This window comes from Methylosinus sp. Sm6, from assembly GCF_019802345.1.
In the GTDB taxonomy this organism is placed as follows: Bacteria; Pseudomonadota; Alphaproteobacteria; order Rhizobiales; family Beijerinckiaceae; genus Methylosinus.
This window is the reverse complement of sequence record NZ_JAINDZ010000004.1, coordinates 112,465-133,855: the sequence shown is the minus strand read 5'-3', so window position 1 is coordinate 133,855 and position 21,391 is coordinate 112,465. Positions and strand designations below refer to the sequence as shown.

The window sequence follows — 21,391 nt, the reverse complement described above, 5'->3', positions numbered from 1 at the left end:
TCGACGCCCGAGCGCGAGGCTGCGCTCGGGCGTCACGCCGCCCGCGCGAGTGAAGCTTCGATATCGGCCTTGGCGTCCGTGATCGGCAGCACTCCGAACTTCTGGACCAGAACATCGACCAGCGCCGGCGTCAGAAAGGCCGGCAGCGTCGGGCCGAGCCGCACATTGCGCACGCCCAGCGCTAGCAGGGTCAGCAGCACGGCGGCGGCCTTCTGCTCGAACCAGGAAACGATCAACGACAATGGCAATTGGTTCACGCCCGCGCCGAAGGCCTCGGCCAGCTTGGTCGCGACGACGAGAGCCGAGTAGGCGTCGTTGCACTGGCCCATGTCGAGGAGGCGCGGCAAGCCGCCGATCGTTCCGAAATCATGTCGATTGAAGCGATATTTGCCGCAGCCGAGCGTCAGCACCACCGTGTCCTGCGGCGCATGCTCGGCGAAGTCGGTATAGTAGTTGCGTCCCGGCGCCGCGCCGTCGCAGCCGCCGACCAGGAAGAAGTGGCGGATCGCCCCCGCCTTCACCGCCTCGATCACCTTGTCGGCGACGCCGAGCACCGTGTCGCGGCCAAATCCGATCGTGATGGTCTCCTCGGCCGCGTCCTCCGCGAAACCCGGCAGAGCGGCGGCGGCTTGCGCGACGATGGAGAAATCGCCGTTGTCGATATGCCGGATACCCGGCCAGCCGACCGGCCCCGCGGTGAAGATGCGGCCACGGTAGCGCGGCTGCGGCTCGATCAGACAGTTGGAGGTCATGACGATCGGACCGGGGAACTCGGCGAACTCCCTTTGCTGATCCTGCCAGGCGCCGCCGTAATTGCCGGCGAGATGCGGATAGGCCTTGAGCTTGGGATAGGAGTGCGCCGGCAGCAGCTCGCCATGCGTATAGATGTCGATTCCCTTGTCCTTGGTGGCTTCGAGAATGGCGCAGAGATCTTTCATGTCGTGGCCGGAGACGAGCACCGCCTTGCCCTTTTTGGGCGTCACACGGACTTGCGTCGGCTCGGGCGTTCCGAAATTGCCGGTATTTGCAGCGTCGAGCGCCTCCATGGCGAGGAAATTGGCGCGGCCGAGCGCCAGAGCTTCTTCGAGCAGAGGGCCGATTTCCTCGGGCCCGCTGGCGAGAAGATCGAGCGCATGCTCGACCGCTTCGTAGATGGCGTCCCGCTCCTCGCCGAGCACCTCGGCGTGATGCGCATAGGCGCAGACTCCCTTCAGGCCGTAGAGCACCAATGACCGAAGCCCGACGACATCCTCGCCGAGCGCCGCCGCGTCCTTCTTGACCGAGGCCTCGGCCGCCTGGGCGAGGAGCCCATTCAGCTCGGCGGCAGGAACGAAAGCGGCGGCGCCCGCGAGCGCTTCGGGCGCCTTTCCGGCGCTCGCCGCGGCGGCTTCGTAGAGCGCCTGCGCGCGTTCCTTGATTTCGCCGGCAGTTTGGATGAGGCGCACGAATTTGGCCGCGTTGAAATTGACGTTGGTCAGCGTGGTGAAGAAGGCATAGAGCACGAAGCGATCGGCCTCGACGTCCGTCGCGCCGAGCGCGCGGGCGCGATGCAGATATTGGCCGATCCCTTCGCAGACATGCAGCAGCACGTCCTGCAAATCCGCAGTCGCGGCGTCCTTGCCGCACATGCCCTTCGACCCGGCGCAGCCTGCGCCCTCGTCCGAACGATAGGTCTGCTCGCATTGATAACAGAACATCTGCGCGTCCTCCGGCCTTTCGATGCCGATCGAGCGCTCCGGGCTCGGGGCGCTAAATCGGTATCCCAGTTACCTATTAATCGGCGCGCGCGTCAAGAAGCCTTCCAAAGAGCCTCGCCGTCTTTCGGGACGCCCGCCGTTTCTATTCGGCGAGATCGGGAATCGAGGCAGCTTCCGTCTTTTCAAGACAGTCGCTGATGGTGAAGCGATCGAGCTCCCGCAGAAAGCCTTGCTGTGCGCTCGCCAGCATGCCCTTCAGCCGGCAGCGCGGCAAAAGCGCGCAGTCATTCCACCCGTCGCGAAAACAGTCGACGAGCGCCTGATCCTTGTCGAGGGCGCGCACGACGTCCCCGATGCGGATGTCGCGCGGGTCCTTGGCAAGACGAACGCCGCCCTGCGCGCCGCGGATTCCCTCGACATAGCCGGAAGCGGCGAGCTCTTGCAGCACTTTCGCCATGTGGTGCCGCGACACGCTGAAATAGTCGGCGATCGCGGCGGCGCTCAACACCTCGTCCTTCCGGCTGGCCAGAAGGATCAATGCCCGCAGGCCGAAGTCGGTGAAGGTCGTAAGTTTCATGGAACGATTTTAACACGGTATCAGAAATTCGTAAATTCGAGCAGCAGCGCGCCAAAATCGAGGCCACGCCCAAGAGTGGAATGCTTTCAACGCTCTTCAGCTCGCCGTCGCCGTTTCAAATCGATTCAGCCTAGATAATTCCCATTACGAAAATTGTCGATGAATGAGGAGATGCCCAACCCAACGTTGAAGGCATCCCACCACATGTCGGGTGTCGGAACAATCGTTCCCGACGGGTCCACGGAATTGACCGGGTTGTTGTTCGCGTAGGCGTAGGTGTTGATCCCGCCCTCGAGCCCGATCGGATCGCTCTCGACATAGCGGCCGAGGCGCGGATCGTAGTCGCGCTGCCCGTTGCTGAACAGGCCCGACTCGGCGTCGTAGACCTGCCCCGGGAAGCGCAGGCGGTGCGAGAAGCCCGCCGCCGCCGTCGGCGCGCCCATTGCCGAAGGGGTCGTGATCCCAGAGCCAGACGCGCGTGTTCTGCGAATTGACGATCTGAAGCGGCGCGCCGAGATGATCCGGGGCGATGGAATAGGCCGCCCCGCCTTGGATCGTCCCCACTGGCAGATCGCCGTGCCAGACGATCTCCTCCAGCGCGGCACCGCTCGCGCCATAGGTCCCGATGATTGAACAGGCACCTGCCGCCGGGCGCCGCGCTGCGGTAATTGATGCGGAAAGTGATGAGGGAAAGACGGGACACGGACTCTCGTTTTCCGACGCAGGGCCACGGTCATTCTACATAGTCTTCGAACTCCCATTTTCCGTATCGCCCTAGCTGCTCAGCAACTTCCTCCCACGTCGCCCCACTGCACTCTTTGGCCACGTCTTCCCAAAACGACCGAATTGCACGAATATCGAAACTGCCAACAATAAGGTGGTGCCGACCTGAGAATGCGCCCCGCTTGGATTGATCGGCAACCCAGAGAGGATTGCATACGAGCATGTCGAACGATTCCTCACCGTCAACACCTTCGGGGCCAAACATTGTTTGGACAAGTACACAGAAGGGTTGATCCTCCGGCAATCCCGGGGTTTCCAAGTCGAAAATGTCTGGACTATGGATGCGCTTTAGTTCAGGCCTGATCGTCGTCATGGCACGATATCCAAATGCCCGTTGCTCTGCCACTGGCCCGTAGGTTGGAGCCGCTGTTCGAAATTTGCCTGTGAGATTCCTAGCCGTGGCTTATAGGATGGAGGACGGAATTGGCGAAGTCCATCTGCGCTAATCAATGTTTTTCCGTCAGTGGCAACGGTGAACCCTTTCCCAACCCACGCTTCACCCAACCTTGCGGTATCTGGTGCCGTCGCCTGTCCAAGACCGAAGTTGCCTTTACCGCGTGCCGCGTCCCTAAGGATACCGATTTCATTCGCTAGACCCGAGAGAGTCCGGTACGACCGAAACGCGATCGCCGAAATTCTTGCAGCGCATCCTCGCGCCATGGCGACCATCGCCGCCTATGGCAGCGCCAGAAGATCGTCGAAACGACGAGCCGACGCCTTGGCCGAGGCGCTGACGAGCCTCGGCGTCGACGCCTCCCGCCTACGCTCGAAAGCGCTCGGATCGAAGCCTTCCCTCGTGACAGGATCACGCAATGGTTCCGAGCCGAACGGCGGCCTGCTGCTCGGTGTCCGCTCGAAATGAGGCTCGATTTTTTCCTTGAGAGCAGCAAAGGTGAAATTTCAGCGCGAGCCGAACGCCAATAGGCGCCCGCCGGGATAGGCCAGGTCCAGCCGATCCGGCCTCGACGAGGCGCGATCGTAAACGAGATTTATCGTTCCTCGATAAGCCCGAACCCGAAGGTCAGCCCACAGGGTTGTCTCTCCGGCATCCAGTCTCGTTTTCGGAACCCATCTCTGGGCGACATAACCCGGAAGATGACTCGCGAGTCGCCGTAAGCACGCGCCCCCCCGACGCCACTTTCGAGAAGGCCGCGCCCCGGGTAGCCATGCGAGAGCCTGAACACGAAATCGCTTTTTTCTCGCGCGCCAGCCAATCGATATTCTCGTGGCGCACGACTTGCGATTCCGGCGCATGATCGTTCAGCATTCGGCGGTCGTCGGGCGTGCCCCCAATTCATCGTCGCGATATGGCAGTGACAGCCATTCTAGAAACCTCGTGTCGCTGCGTGTCGAATAGGTGAATGGATTGGGCGCGACATTGACGGCCCCGCTCTCGAAACCTCGCGCAATGCGGCTCGGGAGACGGATGGGTTCCATGACACCGTCTCGATCCCTCCCGCGTCCGATCCGGGGCCGTCCTCCCTCCGAGTGAGCATTCCATTCACCGATCCGGTGATCGTCGCCAAGCTCGCCTATCACTGCCACGCCGTCGATCACGTGGACAAAGGAATGATGGGCATCGTCGAGGTGACGGCTTGACCGCCGAACCGGTCGCCGTCCTCGGCGTGAGGCATGCGGAAGCCCTTGATCAGCGCATAGATCGCCGGAATGACGACGAGCGTCAAGATCGTGGATGACGCCATGCCGCCGATCATTGGCGCGGCGATCCGCTGCATGACCTCCGAGCCTGCGCCAGTGCTCCAGAGGATTGGCAATAGGCCGGCGATGATGGCCGTGACCGTCATCATCTTCGGGCGCACGCGTTCGACCGCGCCGAGCATGATCGCTTCGTGCAGATCGGCGCGTGTGAAGGAGCGCCCCTGCGCGGCGCGCTCGGCGACGATCTCTTTCAGCGCCTGATCGAGATAGATCAGCATGATGACGCCGGTCTCGGCGGCGACGCCGGCGAGCGCGATGAAGCCGACCGCCGCCGCCACCGACATGTCGAAGCCGGAAAGCCACATCATCCACACGCCGCCGACCAGCGCGAAGGGAAGAGACGCCATGACGATCAGCGTCTCCGTCAAACGGCGGAAATTGAGATAGAGCAGCAGGAAGATGATCGAGAGCGTCAACGGAACGACGATCTTCAGTCGCGCCTCGGCGCGCTGCATATATTCGAACTGCCCGCTCCATGTCACATAGGAGCCCGCCGGAAGAACGATCGAGTGCGCGACGGCCTTCTGCGCCTCCTCGACATAGCCACCGATATCGCGGTCGCGGATGTCGACGAAGACATAGACTGCGAGCTGGCCATTCTCCGTGCGGATCGACGTCGGCCCGCGAACGAGCTCGATCCTCGCGACCTCGCCCAGTGGCACCGCGCCACCGCGCGGCAGCGGCACCAACACTTCTCTCGCGATCGCCTGCGGGTCGGAGCGGAACTCGCGCGGATAGCGAATATTGACGCCGTACCGCTCGCGTCCTTCGACGGTCGTCGTGATCGTCTCTCCGCCGAGCGCGGTGGCGATCACCTCCTGCACGTCGCCGATCATCAAATTGTAGCGTGCGAGCGCCGGATGATCGGGAACGATGTCCAGGAAATAGCCGCCATTGACGCGCTCCGCATAGGCGCTCGCCGTGCCGGGGACGCGTTTCAGCACTGTCTCGACCTGCCGGGCAAGCCCTTCCATCTGCCCGATATCCCGGCCGAATATCTTCACGCCGATTGGTGTGCGTATGCCCGTCGCGAGCATGTCGATGCGCGCCTTGATCGGCATGGTCCAGGCGTTGGAGACACCCGGAAATTGCAGGGCCGCGTCCAATTCAGCGACGAGCCTGTCGGTGGTCATGCCCGGCCGCCACTGGTCCTTTGGCTTCAAGCTGACGACCGTCTCGAACATCTCGAGCGGCGCCGGGTCGGTCGCGGTCGCGGCGCGGCCCGCCTTGCCATAGGCCGACTGCACTTCCGGAAAAGATTTGATGATGCGGTCCTGCGTCTGCAGCAGCTCGGCCGCCTTGGTGACTGAAAGTCCGGGCAGCGTCGTGGGCATGTAGAGAAGCGCGCCTTCGTCGAGCCTCGGCATGAACTCGCCGCCGAGCCGGCGGGCCGGCTCGATCGTCGCAATGAGCGCCACCGCGGCGAAAAGAATGGTCGCGGCCTTCGCCTTCAGCACGCGCGCGATGATCGGCCGGTAGAGATAGATCAATGCGCGATTGATTGGATTTCTCGCCTCCGGCGTGATCTTTCCACGCACGAAGACGACCATCAGCGCCGGAACGAGCGTCACCGAGAGGAACGCCGCCGCCGCCATGGCGAAGGTCTTGGTATAGGCGAGCGGCGAGAACAATCGGCCTTCCTGCGCCTCGAGCGTGAAGATCGGCAGGAAGGACACAGTGATAACCAGCAGGCTGAAGAACAGCGCCGGCCCGACCTCCGTCGCGGCTTCGATCAATATGTCTCGGCGCGGCTTGCCGGGCGGCGCGCGCTCCATATGCTTGTGCGCGTTCTCGATCATCACGATCGCCGCGTCGACCATCGCGCCGATGGCGATGGCGACGCCGCCGAGGCTCATGATGTTGGAGCCGAGGCCGATCGCCTTCATCGCCGCGAAGGCGATCAGCACGCCGATGGGCAACATGACGACAGCGACGAGCGCGCTGCGCATATGCAGCAGGAACAGCGCGCAGACGAAGGCGACGATGGCGCTCTCCTCCAGCAGCGATCCGCGCAGTGTCTCGATCGCCGCATGGATGAGTTGCGAACGGTCGTAGACGGTCGCGATCTCGATGCCTTTCGGCAGTCCCGGTGCGAGGCGGGCGAGCGCCGCCTTCACATTGTCGATCACGCTCAGCGCATTGACGCCGTAGCGCTGCAGCGCGATTCCACTCGCGACCTCCCCCTCGCCGTCGAGCTCGGCGACGCCGCGCCGCTCGTCCGGCCCGGTCTCCACGCGCGCGACATCGCGCAGCAACAGCGGCGTGCCGTTCTCCGCGCGCAAGCCAATGTGTTCGATATCGGCGGCGCTTTTCAGATAGCCGCGGCCGCGCACGATGAACTCGAATTCGGAGAGCTCCACCGTGCGGCCGCCGACATCTGTGTTGCTGGCGCGGATCGCCTCGCGCAGCTGCTTCAAAGAGACGCCCAGACCTCGCAGCCGATTCGGATCGACGACAACGTTATATTGCTTGACGAAGCCGCCGACGCTCGCGACTTCCGCTACTCCTTCGGCCTTGGAGAGGCCGTAGCGCAGCGTCCAATCCTGGATCGAGCGCAGCTCGGCAAGGGTCATCTGCTTGGCGACGAGCGCATATTGATAGACCCAGCCGACGCCGGTCGCATCGGGTCCGAGCGTGGGCGTTACCCCCTGCGGAAGCTTCTTCGCCGCGGCGCTCAGATATTCGAGCACGCGCGAGCGCGCCCAATAGAGATCGACGCCGTCCTCGAAGATCACATAGACGAAGGAGACGCCGAAGAAGGAAAAGCCGCGCACCACCTTCGAGCGCGGCACAGTGAGCATGGCGCTCGTCAGCGGATAAGTGACCTGATCCTCGATGACCTGCGGCGCCTGCCCCGGATATTCGGTGTAGACGATGGCCTGCACGTCCGAAAGATCGGGAAGGGCGTCGAGCGGAAGTGTGCGCAGCGCATATGTCCCCGCTCCGATGGCGAAAGCGGCGCCGAGGAAGACGACGACCAGATTGCGGGCCGACCAGGCGATCAGACGGCCGATCATCGCGCCGTCTCCGATCCCGTGAGAGCATGCAGCGCCGACTTCAGATTGCTCTCTGCGTCGATGAGAAAATTGGCCGCCGTCACGACACGGTCGTTCTCGTCGAGCCCGCTTCTCACCTCGACGAAGCCGTCGCCATGCCGGCCGAGCTTCACCTCGCGCGACTCGAAACGGCCGTCGCCCTTGTCGATAAGGACGAGCGAGCGCTTGCCAGTCTCGATCACCGCGCTCTCAGGCGCCGTCACGACCGCGTCCTGCTCGCCGGCGAGAATTTCCGCCTCGACGTACATGTCCGGTCGCAGGGCGAGATCGGCGTTGGGGAGTTCGATGCGCACTCGCGCGGTGCGCGTCTCGCGATTGATCTGCGGATAGACGACCGTCACATGGCCGTTGAAGACCCGGCCGGGAAGGCCGCGCGCCGTGATCCGCACTGGCTGACCGAGTTGCAGCCGCGCATAATCGTACTCGGCGACGTCGATGAGGACCCAGACGATCGAGAGATCGGCGATGCGGAACAGCACCTGCCCCGCGTCCACCTTCATCCCGTCGACGACGTTGCGCTCGAGAATGACGCCGTCGCGCGGCGCGGGCCAGGAGACGCTCGTTGGCACACGCCGGCTACGGGATATTTCCGTGACGAACTCGGGCGGCGCGTTCAACGTCTCGAGCTTGCGCCGCACGCCCTCGAGCAAGGCCGCTTCGCCGCTCCGAGAGCCCGCGAAAGCCAGATAATCCGCCGCAGCGGCGGCGATTGCCGGTGAATAGAGGCGGACGAGCGGCTGCCCTTTGGCGACACGGGCGCCCGTCGTCGCGTCGGAGACTTTCTCGACGAAGGCCTCCGATCGCGTCGCGACCACGGCGACGCGTCGCTCGTCGACCTGCACCGCGCCGGGAACACGAATCTCGGCGACGAGCGACTGACGCCGCACGGCCTCCGAGCGCACGCCCGAGCGCTGGATTTTTCCCGGCGCGATGCGGATCGCGCCATCCTCCTCGCCTTCGCCCTCAAAGACGGGCGTATAGTCCATGCCCATCTGGTCCTTCTTCGGGACCGGCGAAACGTCCGGAAGGCCCATCGGATTCCGGTAATAAAGGATTCGCTTCGCGCGCGGCTTTGCCCAGAGCGCAGAGAGGATCGCGCGCAGGTCGGCGGCCCCGACAGGCAGATAGTCCATGCCCATTGCGTCCTTTCGGGGCGCAGGGGAAATATCGTCGCCGCCCATCGGGTCGCGATAGAAGAGCGGCTCCTCGCGAGAGGGCGCGGGCGGATCGGGAAGCTTTCCGAGCAGCGGCGCGATCTCGGATCGGCGCACGGGCAGAAAATCCATACCCATGCCGTCCTTCTTTGGTCGGCGCGACAGCTCGTCGCCGCCCATCGGGTCGCGGTAGAAGAGAATGGATTCGTCTAGCGACGCGCTTTTCGAAGCATGGTCGGATCGGGTGGCGCCGGAATCGGAGGCGTGAAGCACAGTGGCGGCCACGCTCGCGGCGAGCGCGAGCGCGCCGAAAAAAGGCGCGTAGGGAGGCATGATGTCGAACTCCGGCCGGGAACGGCGGATTGCGTTGAAGCTCACGAAGCCGTTCCGCCGCGTGAGCGGCGGAAGTCGGCGAATGCGGCTTCAGGCGATCGGAGGTCTAAGGTCGGGAGCGACGGCCAGGGAGGCGGGATCTGCGTCGCTCGTGGTGACAATCGTATCCGAAACCGAGACGACGGGCACGCGGAAGAAAACCTCGAAGGGGCCGCCGACTGCCGGGACCTGCCCGCAAGATACGGCCGCGCATTCGTCGACGGCCGGGGAGTCGTGGCCTCCGACGACCTTGTGGCAGTCTTCCATGGCAGTGGCGGTCATGCCCTCGCATCCGTGGTCGGCGCGCGGCGCCGGACTTCCGCCGACGACCAGCGAAGCCAGCGCGAGAATGGGAAGAAGCGCGCGGAGCAGACGAAGCATGATCCTTTTCTACCAGCGGGAAGCGAAAACGTAAACCCGGCGCCTCCATACGTGGCGAGACGCGGCCGGAAAGAAGTGATCGTTCCCGGATACGCGCGTCGATTGGCAGTCGGAATATGCGAAACTCGCAGTTCGCTCAAAGGCGTGCAACGAAGACGCCAAATCGGATTGGAGAGCCCTAACCATCGATAGCTGAGGTGTCGGGTTTTTCGGGGCAGTTGGGCTGCGTCAAAGTGACTCGGCTTTTTCGGCTTCCCGAACGCGGCAATTGCTGAATCCATCGGTTCTCGACCGAATCGGAGAGGTCGAGATCAGAGCCATGACCGAAATCATCTGCAAGCGCTGTGGCGCGTCGAAGTTCAAGAAGAACGGGATCGTTCCGGCCATCAGCGCTACCACTGCCACGACTGCGGATGCGACTTCACCATGACGCCGCCGCGCGGCCGGCCGCCGGCGATGAAGGCGCTGGCGACGCTGCTCTACGCCATGGGAAACATGAGCTTTTGCTCGATCGCCAGCCTGCTCGGCGTCTCCGATGTGGCTGTGCTCAAATGGATTCGCAGCGAAGCGCGCAAGCTGCCCGAACCGAAAGTCGAAAGCGAGCCGGTGATCTTGATGCTCGACGAGATGTGGCATTTCATCCAAAAAAAACTCGCAAGCTCTGGATTTGGCGGGCCTACGACCCTGTGGCTCGGAGAACCGTCGCCTGGATTGTGGGTGGCCGTGATGACGAAACCTGCCAAAAGCTCCTCGACAAAATCGGCGTCGAAGGCAAGACCTTCGTCACGGACGACTGGGACGGCTACCACCGCCTCATCGAGGAGGACCAGCTCTTCACCGGAAAGGATTTGACCGTTCCCATCGAGCGCGACAACAGCAATGTCCGCCATTTCCTCGCCCGCTTTCGCCGGCGAACCAAGGTCGTGTCGAAATCGCAGGAAATGGTGGACTTGTCGCTGCGGCTCTACCACCATCTGCACGACAATCTGGAGGCCCTCGCCGAAAAACTATCGGCTTTCCGAGCTATCTTCAGTTAGGATTCTCCGCTCGTTTTGCGGGTTGAAATTTCTTCGACAATATACCAAACTAGTCTGATGACCAGTCTTCGAGGAACCGCCATGAAGTCTTGGCCCGTACAGGAAGCCAAAGCCCGTTTTTCCGAGCTCTTGAACGCCTGTGAGCGGGAAGGGCCGCAAGTCGTCACACGGCGCGGCGAGGAAACCGCCGTGCTCCTTCCGGTCGAGGAATGGCGCCGGCTGACCGCCTCCCGGCCCAGTCTCAAAACTCTCCTGCTCGCGCCGCAAGCCCGTTGCGACGACCTGCCGCTCCCAAAACGGGGCGGAGGAAAACATCGGGCTTCGCTGGACTTCTGATCGATGTATCTCCTCGACACCAATGTCGTCTCGGAGCTGCGACGAGCGAAGCCCCATGGCGCGGTCCTCGCCTGGCTCGAATCCGTCCCCGATTCCAGCTTGCGCCTCTCCGCTCTCACGCTCGGCGAAATCCAGGCGGGCGTCGAGAAGCTGCGCTCACGCAATCTGGAAAAAGCCGAAGAAATCGAAAATTAGGCGGATCAGATCGAGCAGACTTTCGCGGTCGTCCCCATCGACGCCAAGATTTTCCGCCTTCACGCCCGCTGGATGCACGCCCGGCCGGATCACTGCTACGAAGACGCGTTGATCGCCGCCACGGCAAAAATCCACGACCTCATCGTCGTCACCAGAAACGCCAAAGATTTCGCCCGCTACGACATTACTTTGTTCGATCCCTTCACGTTCTCAGCCAGAAAATGAATCCCACGTCCGACCTCGTCAACAAGCTCTGGCGCCTCTGCGCGGTCCTGCGCAAGGACGGCATCACCTATCCGCAATATGTCACCGAGCTGACCTATCCGCTGTTCCTCAAGATGCTGGCCGAGCGCAAGCTCGAGGAGGGCAAGCTGCCGGACGGCGCGCTGGCGCGACATCGTCGCGGAAGATGGCGTGACCAGGGTCGGAAGCGGCGCTCGCGCCTCGCATGCGGACAGAAAATGATGACTGACTCGCGGCACTCTGAACAATCATTCCGCGCCTGTCCGCTCTTCGAAGAAAACGTCGATCAGTCGCAGCTGGGATCGACTTCGATGTCACGCTGCACGATAGCAGATCAGCTCGCGCGCGATTATTTCCTCGCCTTCGCATCGCCGGCGGCTTGCATCTGAGGTCGCGATGGCGTGAAGCAGAAGCTTCTTCCGCCGAGTGTTCCCTCATATGCCGCGCCACGGGCGCGACGGAACAACCGGAATTGAACATTGGTATTCGGCACCGAAAGGCTCAGGACGAATTCGTCCATCGCGATGACTTCGACTTCGAGCGGCTCGCCGGGTCGATCCAGATCGGCCAAAACTATCCGTCCGTTCACAATGATCTCTCCCGCGTGCAAGGCGTCGGGGCCGTGCTGGCTACGAGCGCGCGACAACAAGGTCGCTGAACCACCCGGGAGACTTTCGCTCGGGCGATCAAAAAACATCACTTCCTCTCCGCGGCGGGCAGCCCGTGTCGGAGATCGCCGTAATGAGCAGGGTGAATATAGTCGATTTTGGACTAGTCCGAAAGGGACTTTATTCGGAGCTGCCTTCACCGACCGGAGCAGCCCGGCATGGGCCGCTCGGTCCACAGCAAGCCCTACAAGGATCTTCTGGCTCTGATGATCTCTGCGCGAGAACGCGCTGGGCTCACTCAGACCGAACTCGCCGATCGAATCGGTCAGACGCAATCCTTCGTCTCGAAGTGCGAGCGCGGAGAGCGTCGTATGGACGTCGTCGAATTCATCGAATTCGCGGACGCTATGGGCCTCGACCCAACTTCGATATTCGCTCAATTCATTTTACAAGCCTACGGTCGGACAACTGGGAGGAAGGCCTAGGCCCGCCATTCAAGGAGGACCGGGTTCAACATTCAAGAAAAGCATTTTCGTTACCTCGGGCCAACATATTGCACTCTCCGCGAGATCGCGCGCTCCCTGCGCACGTCTTGATCGACCCGATGCCGCCGCAAGCCCGAAACCGCTCGCATCTCGAGCAACCCCGCAGAAACGGTATTCCACGCGGACCCGTGCAGCGCGGCGCGCATCGTCTCCTTTCGGGCTCCTTCGACTTCGGCATTACGTCGAGTCGAGGCGCCCACCCCATTTTCTCATCGCCTCCGACACCCACTTTTCAGGCAGAACTCGAACGTCCGCGTCAATTCGCCGGTTCAGTCACTCAGAATGTGTAACGGGCGTCGTCCCAGCGCAGCAAGACGCGCGCGTCGCGATCCGGCAGTCGGACGCGCTGCTCGCGCAAGCCCGCCGCGATCGCGTGTCCGACATCCGGATCGACCCAGTAGCCGTGCGCCATCAGGAAAAACCAAGCGAACGGACAGCCCATCTCGCGGTCGATGGCGTCGGCGCGCTCCATGAGCCTCGGCGCCGACAGCGTCGGGTCGGCGAGCAAGCGCTCCGACGGAAAGCGCCGCGGCCGCGGGACGAAGCCGACCTCCCGCTCGCCACAATACTCGTAATCGCGGATCTCGAGCGCCCAGTGGTCGTAGACCCGCTCGGACGCCGAGCTCGAGCGCTCCCAATCCTCGAAGAAGCGAAGCTCGCGTGGCGCGACGTCGAACCAGTCCGGCGTGGCGTCGAGGAATGGGACATTCCGCGAGCCGTCGGGACCGATCTCGCGGATGACTCGCGTCTCCAGCTCCGGCCGGAGCGCCTCCCGTCGGTCGCGCTCGATCCGTGCGCAGCGGCCGAGGAAGCTGCGCAGATGCACGACCGCGCCGCTCGTATGGCCCAGCAGCCGATAGACCGGCCCCGCCAAGGGAGCGAAATTCATTGGGGCATCCCGGGACACCCAGGACGGCTCCAGGAGATCGTCGAGGCTATGGGGCCGAAAGTCCGGATCGACGATCGGCCCGGCCAGCCATTCGACCTCGCGGCCGAGCGCGATCTGCACATAATCGGCGACGCCCGGGCCGGTCGCGGCGCAGGCGAACACGCTGGCGCCGCGCCATTCGGCAAATCGAAGATCGCCAGAGCGATGGCGCGCCCAGAATTGCGTCAGATCTCCATCCAGCGCGGCCACTTCCCGGGTGATCCAGGCGCGGTGGTCGCGGATCCGCGTCCCGTCGCCGGCCACGACGGTCCGCGTGTCGCGCCAATAGGGGTCGTCGATCGCGGCGATCGCGAAAGAAAATCCTGGAAACGCGCGGCTGAGTGTCGAAGCGAGATCGGCGTCGCCCGTCGCCGGCGTCAGCCCCGCGAGCACCGCCGCGACCGTCGCGGCGTCGGGCAAGCGAACCGGCTCGAGGGTCATGACAAGCGCCTTTCTCCCAGGTCGCGCGGAACTGTCTGGCGCGTCGATCGAAGACCCGTCCCCGACGGGCCGGACGTGCAGAGCTCAGATTCACCAATCCGCCGATCGATGTCCATCCTCAGCGTCGAACTCGGGCGCAGCAGCACCCCCTCGTCTTCCACCGCCATTCAGACGATGTCGTAGGGACGCCTGAGCGGAACGCACCGTCTACTCCAATCGGGGTCGGCCAGACATGATCTCGCCGGCCACGCGTGCGACTATTGCGTTCCCTTTCCTCAGACAACAGCCCAAGCCCTGTATCGCCCACGCCCGGTCAACTCGCGAAGGTTCGACGAGAGTTCGCCGATCATCGTGGTGGCGGCTTGTTGCGAGACCCGAAGTTCCTTGGCGGCGAAAGGGACAGTGACGACCGGCGAAGCAAGACACAAATCGACGAGCTGCGTCATTCTGGAATTCGCTCTTCGGCCTTTGCATTTTCTGAGCAGGAGCTCGCGCGCGAGCGTCAATCTGTCGAGTTCCTTCGCGTCCGCCTTCGCCATCGTTTCGATTGCACACGCGAAAGCGAGCAATCGAGATTCAAAGTCATCTCGTCCAACTCGGCGATATTTGGCCTGTCGAAATCCCGAATGCAGCGCTGTGAGACAGTGCCGCGTCTTTCCGCGGGAACGTAGCAAGGCCGCGGCGAGCAAGGGGCCGAGCCAAGCGCTGCGCTGTAACGGCTCGATCTCCTCCCAAGCATCGAGCGCGACGCTCGCCGCCATCAAAGGCGGAAGGTTCTGGGTGCGGCCCAGACACTCGCGCCACTCCGCGAGGCGGGCCTCCTCGTCCCAATCTTCGTCGTAAACCAAACCAGAGTCGTCCCGCTTCAGAGGCGCCGGCTCGCTTCGCTCTATCACACGTGACGTTCGCGCCAGCAATTCATCGATCTCGTCGAATTCTCCTGTAATGATCGTCTCGCCGTCCTCATCATCCAGCTCCCCATCCGCCGCTTCGTCCATGGCGCGCGAAGCATTGGTCGGCTCGCACGCCACGCTTTGTGGTCTCCATGCGCCGCGTAGACTGGCGAGGCCATCGGTCGTCAACGCCCACGCCGGTTCGCGATCGGCTATGCCACGGCGTGTCAACAGTATGGCATGGGCTCGCACGAGTTCGTGCGTCGGCGTGCGCACGTCCGTTCCAGCGTCATGAAGCACGAGGTCTTCGAGCTGCACGAATTCGCCCGCGCGCCACAAGGCGGCGCAGGCATCGTGGAAATGCGCGCGAAGAACGAACGCTTCGGCGACCGGACTGGAGCGAAGCCGTTCGTCGAAACGCGCGAGGGCGTCCGACGCGCTGTCGAAGGGCCGTTGCAAGCGCTCGTATGAAATAGAAGCGGGAAGATCTAACCCCATTTTAATTCCGTGCAGATCAAGACAATTATCAAGCTATCTCGATTTTAACTTGAGTGATAGACGATACTTTTTTCTCTTTCGTCGACCGAAGCCGAAATGTATCGCCGCAGCCGCCGAAAGCAAGCCTCGGGACGGCTCCGAAGGCGGGCTTTCGGCCCGCAAATCGACGAAAAGCGCTATTTTTCCAGCCTTTCGGGGCTCGGCAGCAATGCTGCGGCGGCGAACTTTGGCCTTCGGATACGTTTTCAAACGACCGTTTTATCATGTCTTACAATTTTGGAATTTCGGTCGGTGACACATCCCATAGGATGTATTATACGGAGCCATGAAGCGCCTCGTTCTCGACACCTCAGTCGTCGTCTCGGCATTCCGCAGCTCGCGCGGCGCGAGTTTCGTCATTTTAGACCTTGTGGCGAAGCGGCGCCTTATCCCGCTCGTCTCGACGGCCTTGTTCCTCGAATACGAGGACGTTCTGCAAAGACCGGAACAGCGGGAGGTTCATGGGCTCGATCTGAGCGCGGTTTCGAAAGCGCTTAAAGAGCTGGCAGCGCTGTGCGAACCGGTCGAGCCTCATTTCAGCCGGCGGCCGCAATTGTCGGACCCTGCCGACGAAATGGTCTTGGAGGTCGCGTTGAATGGAAGGGCCGACAGTATCGTCACGCATAATGTGCGCGACTTCCACCAAGCGGTCTCAAAATTCCAGATTCCCGTTTTGACGCCCGGCGCCTTGCTGGAAAGGATCAGAAAATGAGCAAAGCGACCTATCCCTTAAAGCTGCCGACCTCCCTCAAAAAGGAAGCGGCCAGGCTCGCGAAGCAGGATGGCGTTTCGCTGAATCAATGGATTGCGACAGCGGTCGCCCAGAAAATCGGCGTCGTCGAAACGACGGCCGAGTTCCTGAAGCGTCGGGCTGGAAACGCGAGCGGTTCCGGTTTGTCGGAGATCCTTCGGCATGCTCCCGATCGCGCGCCGGATCCCGGCGACGAGTTGCCCCCCGATTGGGCTTCGTCGTGAAGAAAAGACTCCGTTGGTCTTCTCGAAGACGATCACCTGATCCATGCCGCTGATCGGCTACGCCCGTGTCTCGACCGAGGACCAGGTCACGGACGCCCAGACCGATGTGCTGAAGGCGGCCGGCTGCGTCGAGATTTTTCGCGAGCATATGTCGGGGGCGAAAGCCTCGCGGCCGGAACTGGCCAAGGCGCTGGCGCGAGTGCGCCGCGGCGACGTGCTGGTGGTCGCGCGGCTCGACCGATTGGCGCGCTCACTGTCGCATCTCCTGGCCGTGATCGCCGAGCTCGACGCCAAGGGCGCGCATTTCAAATCGCTCGCCGATCCGATCGACACGACGACCCCGCAAGGCCGCTTCGCCCTGCAGGTTCTGGGCGCCGTGGCGGAGTTGGAGCGCGCCCTGATTCAGGAGCGCACCAAAGACGGCTTGCGCGCCGCCAAAAAGCGCGGCCGCATCGGCGGCAATCCCAAGCTCCGCGCCGGCGACCGCGACGCCATCCAGCGTATCGTCGACGCCAAGGCCGCGAACTATTTCGCGCGCGTCAATCGAACAGCCGAACATTGGCTGCCGGTCGTCAAGCAAATGCGCCCGGATCACCGCTGGCAGGATGTCGTGCGCGTGCTCAACGCCAAGCGCGATAGCTCCAGCGGCGCTCCCCTGCCCCAGTGGACCGTCGAACGCCTGAAGCGCGCGGTCAAATGCTTCGTCGCCGAAGGCTTGATCGAGCCCAGCCTCCTTCATCAAGCCGCGAGCCGAAAGATCAGCAGCGAACGCCTGGTCACACTGGTCGCCGGGATCAAACGCGCCAATCCCGATCTGACGCTCGCGCAAATCGGCGCGCAGCTCGAAGCCATGTATGAGCGCACGCCGCGCGGCGGAGCCCGATGGTCGCCCTCCTCCGTCAAAAGCCTGATCGACCGCGCAGAAAAGCTCCGATTGCTCGACGCCGAAACGCTGTGATCGAGCGGACTGCCGAGGCTCGTGAAAATCCATCCCCACGTCACCCCGTTTTCTTGCGTTCTCGCGCCGCCTTTGCGGCCTTGCCACGCAACAGCGCCATCAGCACCGGCCCGAGAGAGAACTCCCCTGCCCGCGCCTTTTCGGTCAGGACGCGGAGATAACCGCCGGCGCTCTTGATCTCATCGCCGCGTTGCAGGATCGCGGCGATGACGATCGATGCGTCATGCTCGCCCAAGACCTCCAAGGCCTGCGCCCAAGCGTCCGGCGAAACGCCGAGCGCCGAGCGCACTATCGCCGCGGCCGCCGCCAAGTCTCGCCACGAGGAAATCTCGCCGCCCCTGCCGTAATCGACAATGTCGGGACAGGCATCCAGCACCATGCCGAGCGGATAGGTTCGAAGCTGTGGCTTTGGATCGACAGGTCGAGAACAATCCGAGGATGCTTCAGGGCTCCACTCGATCGGAACTCTACCCTCTTCGAGATTTGGCTCGGACGGATCGGCCCTGCCTTCTCGAAGGCTAGGTTCAAGATCAGAAATATTTGTGGTTTGATTCTGTATGTGCCGCTCAGTTTGAGACTCATTGCCGCTTATATTCTGAGCTTTTACGTGAGCTTCCAACAGCTTGTGGATTTCGGCCGCCAGCGCGGCGAACTCGCCGACCAAAGCCTCCAGATCGCCATGTGAAAGCCCGCGCCCATAACGGCCAGAGAGCGCCGCATAGCGCTGGTGCGCATCATCCCAGTCGCCTGCGACACGCTCCTCCAAGCCGGTCTCCATCATCTTGACGATGTCGCGGCGGGTGAGCGTGATCCGTTCGCGCAGCAGCGCGATCGCGCGGTTTTCGGCCCGCACCTCCTCGGCGAGATTCTCGATTTCAACGGCGCGCGCGACGAGCGGAGCGAGGTCGAAGCCAAAAGCGTCCTCGATAGCGCCCCCCTGCCCTTTTCGAGCGAAGCGCTTGCCGTTCGGGGAATCGCGGCGGATGATCAACCCGGCATCGACGAGGCAGGCGAGATGCCGGCGCAGAGTCGCCGGCGCCATGCCATGGGCGCGGATCGAAAGTTCCTTGTTCGAGGGAAACACGATGATGCCGGCGTTGGCAGATCCCGCGTCCGCCGACTTCGAATCATTCGCCGACAAAGTGAGAGCAGTCTCCTGATGGAAGCTCAGCAGCGCGTGCAATACTGATAGCGCGCGCTCGGTGACGCCTAGCGGCTCTTTGGCTTCGGTGAGCGCCCGAAACAATCGCCATTTGTGGACGACGGTCTCCGATGCGCCGGGCTTTGCGGAGAAACTCTCGGTCGCGGCCTGGCTCGCCACCATGGCGAGCGACAGCGGCCGCCGCCCAAAGGGCGTCGTTGGACGTGTCTGCATGATCCTTTGCCTCGTTCAGGCAAAAGAAATCCGCTCGCCGAAATCGCGCCGACTCTTGACAGTGATTCGCGGAAGTGGGATTCTCTAAGGTGTCAGACTTTGAGAAGGGCTTCCGGGACGGAGACGTTTCGGGGGCCTTTTTCTTTTGCGGTATCTCCGAAGTTTCAGTTGAGCTTGAACTCGTCAGTCAGGTTCGGCTGGCTTCGATATCTCAATGTTGCGAGTTCGCAACATCGGGCGGTTCCGACGCGCTCCCTTCCTGAAACCGTTTGTATAGGTCCGGCAAGTTCTCGGTCAGCCATGTCGAGAACTGACTTTCACTTTTATGAATAGCGAAGGTGTGGCCCTTGGCTGTCCAAGACACATAGGCGATTTGTTTGCCTGTCGAACTAGTGATCTCCTTACGCTCGACATATGTCGCCGAGGCCCGCCCCTCGTCGAGAGCCTTCAGAACAGCGAGAAATCTCTGATCGGACGCCATGCTGGCGAAAGTGCTGCGTGCTATGACGGTAGAAGACCTATCGATGGCGCCTTCTGTGGAAAAAGCGCTTGCGAGGTCTTGCCATCGCGGCTGTCCGACGCCGGGAGCGCGTCCAATTGCTCTAATGATATCGCGGGGGACGGCTTCGACGACGGATCTCATTTTCGAGAGCCCCGTTCTATCGACGCCGAGCGTCGTCCAAACCGCTTTCGAAGTGAGTCCTTGTGCTTCCATTTCCTTTGCAAAAAGCGCGCGTTCGATCCATGTCAGCGCTTCTCGGCCTCCGTTTTCTGCGCCTTGCTCTAGGATCAGCTCGGCGTCAGTCAGCGGTCGAATGAAAGCGCGAACCTTTCGGTCAAGGGACTTGAGAGCCTGAAGGCGGCGATGGCCGTATGCGAGCTGATACCTGCCGTCCTTTTTCGGGTGCGGTCGGACCAGAACGGGGATTTTTTGGCCTTCTGCTTCGATCGAAGCGACGAGCAAATTGAACGCCTCTTGATCCTGCTCGAGGCGATCGCCAAAGGGGGATGGATCGATAAGGCCGGCGTCCAGAGTCGTGACGGAATCCGCTGTGAGATCGTCGAGGCTGCGACTCAGCCCGGTGATCGCTGTGGAAACGACGCGTTGACGTGGTTGGGACGCCACGCTGTGTAGCTGCGGCGGGTCGATGGCAGGTTCGGTGGATCCGAGCTTGCTCAGAATGGAAGGTCTCTTCAAGCTCTCCCCCATGATTTGTGGATGAGCGCCAGAATTTCTGCGTTCACGCTATCCATGCTCTCGAGCGCCCTCTTCCAAGATTCTCGCGGCACATCGCCGGGCTCGAGTTCGTAGAGCGATTTCTTCGCGAGACCGGCCGCAGCGACGGCTGTGCTTTCGAGCGCCGTCGAAACGAAGACGTGTTCGTCGAAAAGGTGTCTCAGTAGCCCAACGATATGTGCTTGTGGCCCGTCGCTGGGCGTATGGCGCGTGACGAGAAAACGTATCCAATTCTGCTCGAGCCGGGCACCGTTCCGTGCGAGCTCATCGGCCAGATCTCGAAGCATAATCAGATATTGATTCATGCTCGCAACATCCAGCATCGCCGGGTGGACCGTGATGATGAGGATTGTAGCGGCAAAGAGACCAGCGAGAGTGCCAAACCCGAGATTAGGCGGCGTATCGAGAATCGCGATGTCGAAATCTCGAGCGACTTGGTCGATCGATTTTTTCAGTCGCATGAAAAACAAGCCGAGCTCGTCGCGTTCACGCGATGCGAGCGCACGTGCGGTATCGTGCTCGAATTCCATCAATTCGAGGTTGCCAGGCACGATCGAGACGCCTGGGATGTAGGTGTCCCGAATGACTGAGCGAAAGGGTTTGTGGTCATTGTATCGAATGGCGGCGTAAGCAGTTTCGTCGGGGCCGACGTCGAATTCGGGTTGCAGGCCGAAGAGACTCGTGAGCGAAGCCTGCGGGTCGAGGTCCACGCAGAGCACGCGATAGCCTTGGATTGCAAGATAATGGGCTAGATGGATGCTCGAGGTAGTCTTGGAGGATCCGCCTTTAAAGTTCGTGCAGGTGACGATTTGAAGTGGCTCGCTCGGCCGCCTCCAAGGTTTGAGGGCGAGGGCGTCCTCTGGCCTGACCTCAGCGAGATAGGACCGCAGCTCGGAGACCTGTTGAAGTGTGTAGACACGCCGATTGTTATCAAGGCGTGCAGGTTGAGGTCCCTTGCCTTCCAGCGTAAGCGATCGGAGGGTCGATTCGGGAACCTTGAGGAGGCGCACGAGATCGTTTGTCGAGAACGTCCGTCCGAACGCTTTTTGGGACGACGGAGGATATAGCCGAGTTCGCAGCGACAGCAGCTCCTGAGAGAGAGCGGCTGTGAACCGATCAATTTTCGCCGTCGTATCCGACATAGCGTCCATGTGGTCCAAATTCCCGTATGACGGATTCGACGTCGTTCGATGAGGAACACCGTCAGGGTTGCCGATTCTGTCGAGAACGGCAAGAAAAAAAGAGTTAACGAAAATTGACAAGCAAGCCCAACTCTCGGAAGCGCAGCATGTTTCGTCTGAAATTGCCACCGCCCCGGGTGAGTGATGCTGATGCTATCGCCGC

The 21,391-nt window shown here is 62.1% G+C and carries 22 protein-coding genes and 1 pseudogene; 9 read left to right on the top strand and 14 right to left on the bottom strand.

Going from position 1 to position 21,391, the window contains the following annotated elements; translation table 11 throughout:
- Window positions 1-32 precede the first annotated feature (32 nt).
- From hcp to K3F48_RS04590, 4 genes are all read right to left on the bottom strand, one after another.
- Complete coding sequence (gene hcp, locus K3F48_RS04605; protein ID WP_222574240.1) at window positions 33-1,697, bottom strand: hydroxylamine reductase; 1,665 nt, start codon at window positions 1,695-1,697, stop codon at window positions 33-35.
- Between the two features lie 142 nt (window positions 1,698-1,839).
- A complete protein-coding gene (locus tag K3F48_RS04600) occupies window positions 1,840-2,274 on the bottom strand; it encodes an Rrf2 family transcriptional regulator (RefSeq protein ID WP_222574239.1) in 435 nt (144 codons plus the stop codon).
- 125 nt (window positions 2,275-2,399) lie between these two features.
- Window positions 2,400-2,717 carry an RHS repeat-associated core domain-containing protein gene (locus K3F48_RS24175; RefSeq protein ID WP_255608281.1) on the bottom strand — a complete coding sequence of 106 codons (318 nt, stop codon included), beginning with the start codon at window positions 2,715-2,717 and terminating at the stop codon, window positions 2,400-2,402.
- A 290-nt stretch (window positions 2,718-3,007) separates the two neighbouring features.
- Window positions 3,008-3,370, bottom strand: a complete 363-nt coding sequence (locus K3F48_RS04590) for an Imm8 family immunity protein (RefSeq protein ID WP_222574238.1) — start codon at window positions 3,368-3,370, stop codon at window positions 3,008-3,010.
- 405 nt (window positions 3,371-3,775) lie between these two features.
- Between K3F48_RS04590 and K3F48_RS04585 the strand changes: the two genes are divergently transcribed.
- Complete coding sequence (locus K3F48_RS04585) at window positions 3,776-3,919, top strand: hypothetical protein (RefSeq protein ID WP_222574237.1); 144 nt, start codon at window positions 3,776-3,778, stop codon at window positions 3,917-3,919.
- 691 nt (window positions 3,920-4,610) lie between these two features.
- Here K3F48_RS04585 and K3F48_RS04580 read toward each other — a convergent pair.
- From K3F48_RS04580 to K3F48_RS04565, 4 genes are all read right to left on the bottom strand, one after another.
- Window positions 4,611-7,793 carry an efflux RND transporter permease subunit gene (locus K3F48_RS04580; protein WP_222574236.1) on the bottom strand — a complete coding sequence of 1,061 codons (3,183 nt, stop codon included), beginning with the start codon at window positions 7,791-7,793 and terminating at the stop codon, window positions 4,611-4,613.
- Entirely contained in the window at window positions 7,790-9,364 is a 1,575-nt protein-coding gene (locus K3F48_RS04575; protein ID WP_370631354.1) for an efflux RND transporter periplasmic adaptor subunit, read from the bottom strand. Before K3F48_RS04575 ends, K3F48_RS04580 begins: the two co-directional genes overlap by 4 nt.
- 45 nt (window positions 9,365-9,409) lie before the next feature.
- Entirely contained in the window at window positions 9,410-9,739 is a 330-nt protein-coding gene (locus tag K3F48_RS04570) for a hypothetical protein (protein WP_222574235.1), read from the bottom strand.
- Between the two features lie 228 nt (window positions 9,740-9,967).
- Window positions 9,968-10,375, bottom strand: coding sequence for a hypothetical protein (locus K3F48_RS04565; RefSeq protein WP_222574234.1), 408 nt, complete (start codon window positions 10,373-10,375; stop codon window positions 9,968-9,970).
- Between K3F48_RS04565 and K3F48_RS04560 the strand changes: the two genes are divergently transcribed.
- From K3F48_RS04560 to K3F48_RS04545, 4 genes and pseudogenes are all read left to right on the top strand, one after another.
- Window positions 10,369-10,776 carry an IS1 family transposase gene (locus tag K3F48_RS04560; protein WP_222574233.1) on the top strand — a complete coding sequence of 136 codons (408 nt, stop codon included), beginning with the start codon at window positions 10,369-10,371 and terminating at the stop codon, window positions 10,774-10,776. The genes K3F48_RS04565 and K3F48_RS04560 overlap by 7 nt on opposite strands.
- Window positions 10,777-10,833: 57 nt before the next feature.
- The gene (locus tag K3F48_RS04555; protein ID WP_370631353.1) at window positions 10,834-11,112 is read left to right on the top strand and encodes a type II toxin-antitoxin system Phd/YefM family antitoxin; all 279 of its coding nucleotides are present in this window, start codon (window positions 10,834-10,836) and stop codon (window positions 11,110-11,112) included.
- 3 nt (window positions 11,113-11,115) lie between these two features.
- A pseudogene (locus K3F48_RS24805) lies at window positions 11,116-11,532 on the top strand (type II toxin-antitoxin system VapC family toxin).
- Complete coding sequence (locus tag K3F48_RS04545; protein ID WP_222574230.1) at window positions 11,529-11,939, top strand: hypothetical protein; 411 nt, start codon at window positions 11,529-11,531, stop codon at window positions 11,937-11,939. Before K3F48_RS24805 ends, K3F48_RS04545 begins: the two are co-directional and overlap by 4 nt.
- On the opposite strand, the gene K3F48_RS04540 is transcribed toward K3F48_RS04545, so the two are convergent.
- Window positions 11,900-12,247: a hypothetical protein gene (locus tag K3F48_RS04540; protein ID WP_222574229.1), complete on the bottom strand. Its 348-nt coding sequence runs from the start codon at window positions 12,245-12,247 to the stop codon at window positions 11,900-11,902. The genes K3F48_RS04545 and K3F48_RS04540 overlap by 40 nt on opposite strands.
- 129 nt (window positions 12,248-12,376) lie before the next feature.
- Between K3F48_RS04540 and K3F48_RS04535 the strand changes: the two genes are divergently transcribed.
- Window positions 12,377-12,643, top strand: coding sequence for a helix-turn-helix transcriptional regulator (locus tag K3F48_RS04535; protein ID WP_222574228.1), 267 nt, complete (start codon window positions 12,377-12,379; stop codon window positions 12,641-12,643).
- Window positions 12,644-12,980: 337 nt separating this feature from the next.
- Here K3F48_RS04535 and K3F48_RS04530 read toward each other — a convergent pair whose 3' ends face one another.
- Together K3F48_RS04530 and K3F48_RS04525 are read right to left on the bottom strand one after the other, a co-directional pair.
- Window positions 12,981-14,072: a hypothetical protein gene (locus K3F48_RS04530; protein ID WP_222574227.1), complete on the bottom strand. Its 1,092-nt coding sequence runs from the start codon at window positions 14,070-14,072 to the stop codon at window positions 12,981-12,983.
- A 275-nt stretch (window positions 14,073-14,347) separates the two neighbouring features.
- Window positions 14,348-15,463: an RHE_PE00001 family protein gene (locus K3F48_RS04525; RefSeq protein ID WP_222574226.1), complete on the bottom strand. Its 1,116-nt coding sequence runs from the start codon at window positions 15,461-15,463 to the stop codon at window positions 14,348-14,350.
- Window positions 15,464-15,788: 325 nt separating this feature from the next.
- Here K3F48_RS04525 and K3F48_RS04520 point away from each other — a divergent pair, with 325 nt between their 5' ends.
- From K3F48_RS04520 to K3F48_RS04510, 3 genes are read left to right on the top strand one after another with little or no spacing between them, the layout of a single operon-like run.
- Window positions 15,789-16,214 (top strand): putative toxin-antitoxin system toxin component, PIN family, encoded by a 426-nt coding sequence (locus K3F48_RS04520; RefSeq protein ID WP_222574225.1) that lies wholly within the window; start codon window positions 15,789-15,791, stop codon window positions 16,212-16,214.
- Complete coding sequence (locus K3F48_RS04515; protein ID WP_222574224.1) at window positions 16,211-16,477, top strand: toxin-antitoxin system HicB family antitoxin; 267 nt, start codon at window positions 16,211-16,213, stop codon at window positions 16,475-16,477. Before K3F48_RS04520 ends, K3F48_RS04515 begins: the two co-directional genes overlap by 4 nt.
- Before the next feature lie 43 nt (window positions 16,478-16,520).
- Window positions 16,521-17,435, top strand: coding sequence for a recombinase family protein (locus K3F48_RS04510; protein ID WP_222574223.1), 915 nt, complete (start codon window positions 16,521-16,523; stop codon window positions 17,433-17,435).
- Window positions 17,436-17,475: 40 nt separating this feature from the next.
- Here K3F48_RS04510 and repC read toward each other — a convergent pair whose 3' ends face one another.
- The 3 genes from repC to repA all read right to left on the bottom strand — a co-directional run bounded on the left by repC (window position 17,476) and on the right by repA (window position 21,198).
- Window positions 17,476-18,810, bottom strand: coding sequence for a plasmid replication protein RepC (gene repC, locus K3F48_RS04505; RefSeq protein WP_222574222.1), 1,335 nt, complete (start codon window positions 18,808-18,810; stop codon window positions 17,476-17,478).
- A gap of 211 nt (window positions 18,811-19,021) precedes the next feature.
- Window positions 19,022-20,008: a plasmid partitioning protein RepB gene (gene repB / locus K3F48_RS04500; protein ID WP_222574221.1), complete on the bottom strand. Its 987-nt coding sequence runs from the start codon at window positions 20,006-20,008 to the stop codon at window positions 19,022-19,024.
- The gene (gene repA, locus K3F48_RS04495; protein WP_222574220.1) at window positions 20,005-21,198 is read right to left on the bottom strand and encodes a plasmid partitioning protein RepA; all 1,194 of its coding nucleotides are present in this window, start codon (window positions 21,196-21,198) and stop codon (window positions 20,005-20,007) included. Before repA ends, repB begins: the two co-directional genes overlap by 4 nt.
- Window positions 21,199-21,391 lie beyond the last annotated feature (193 nt).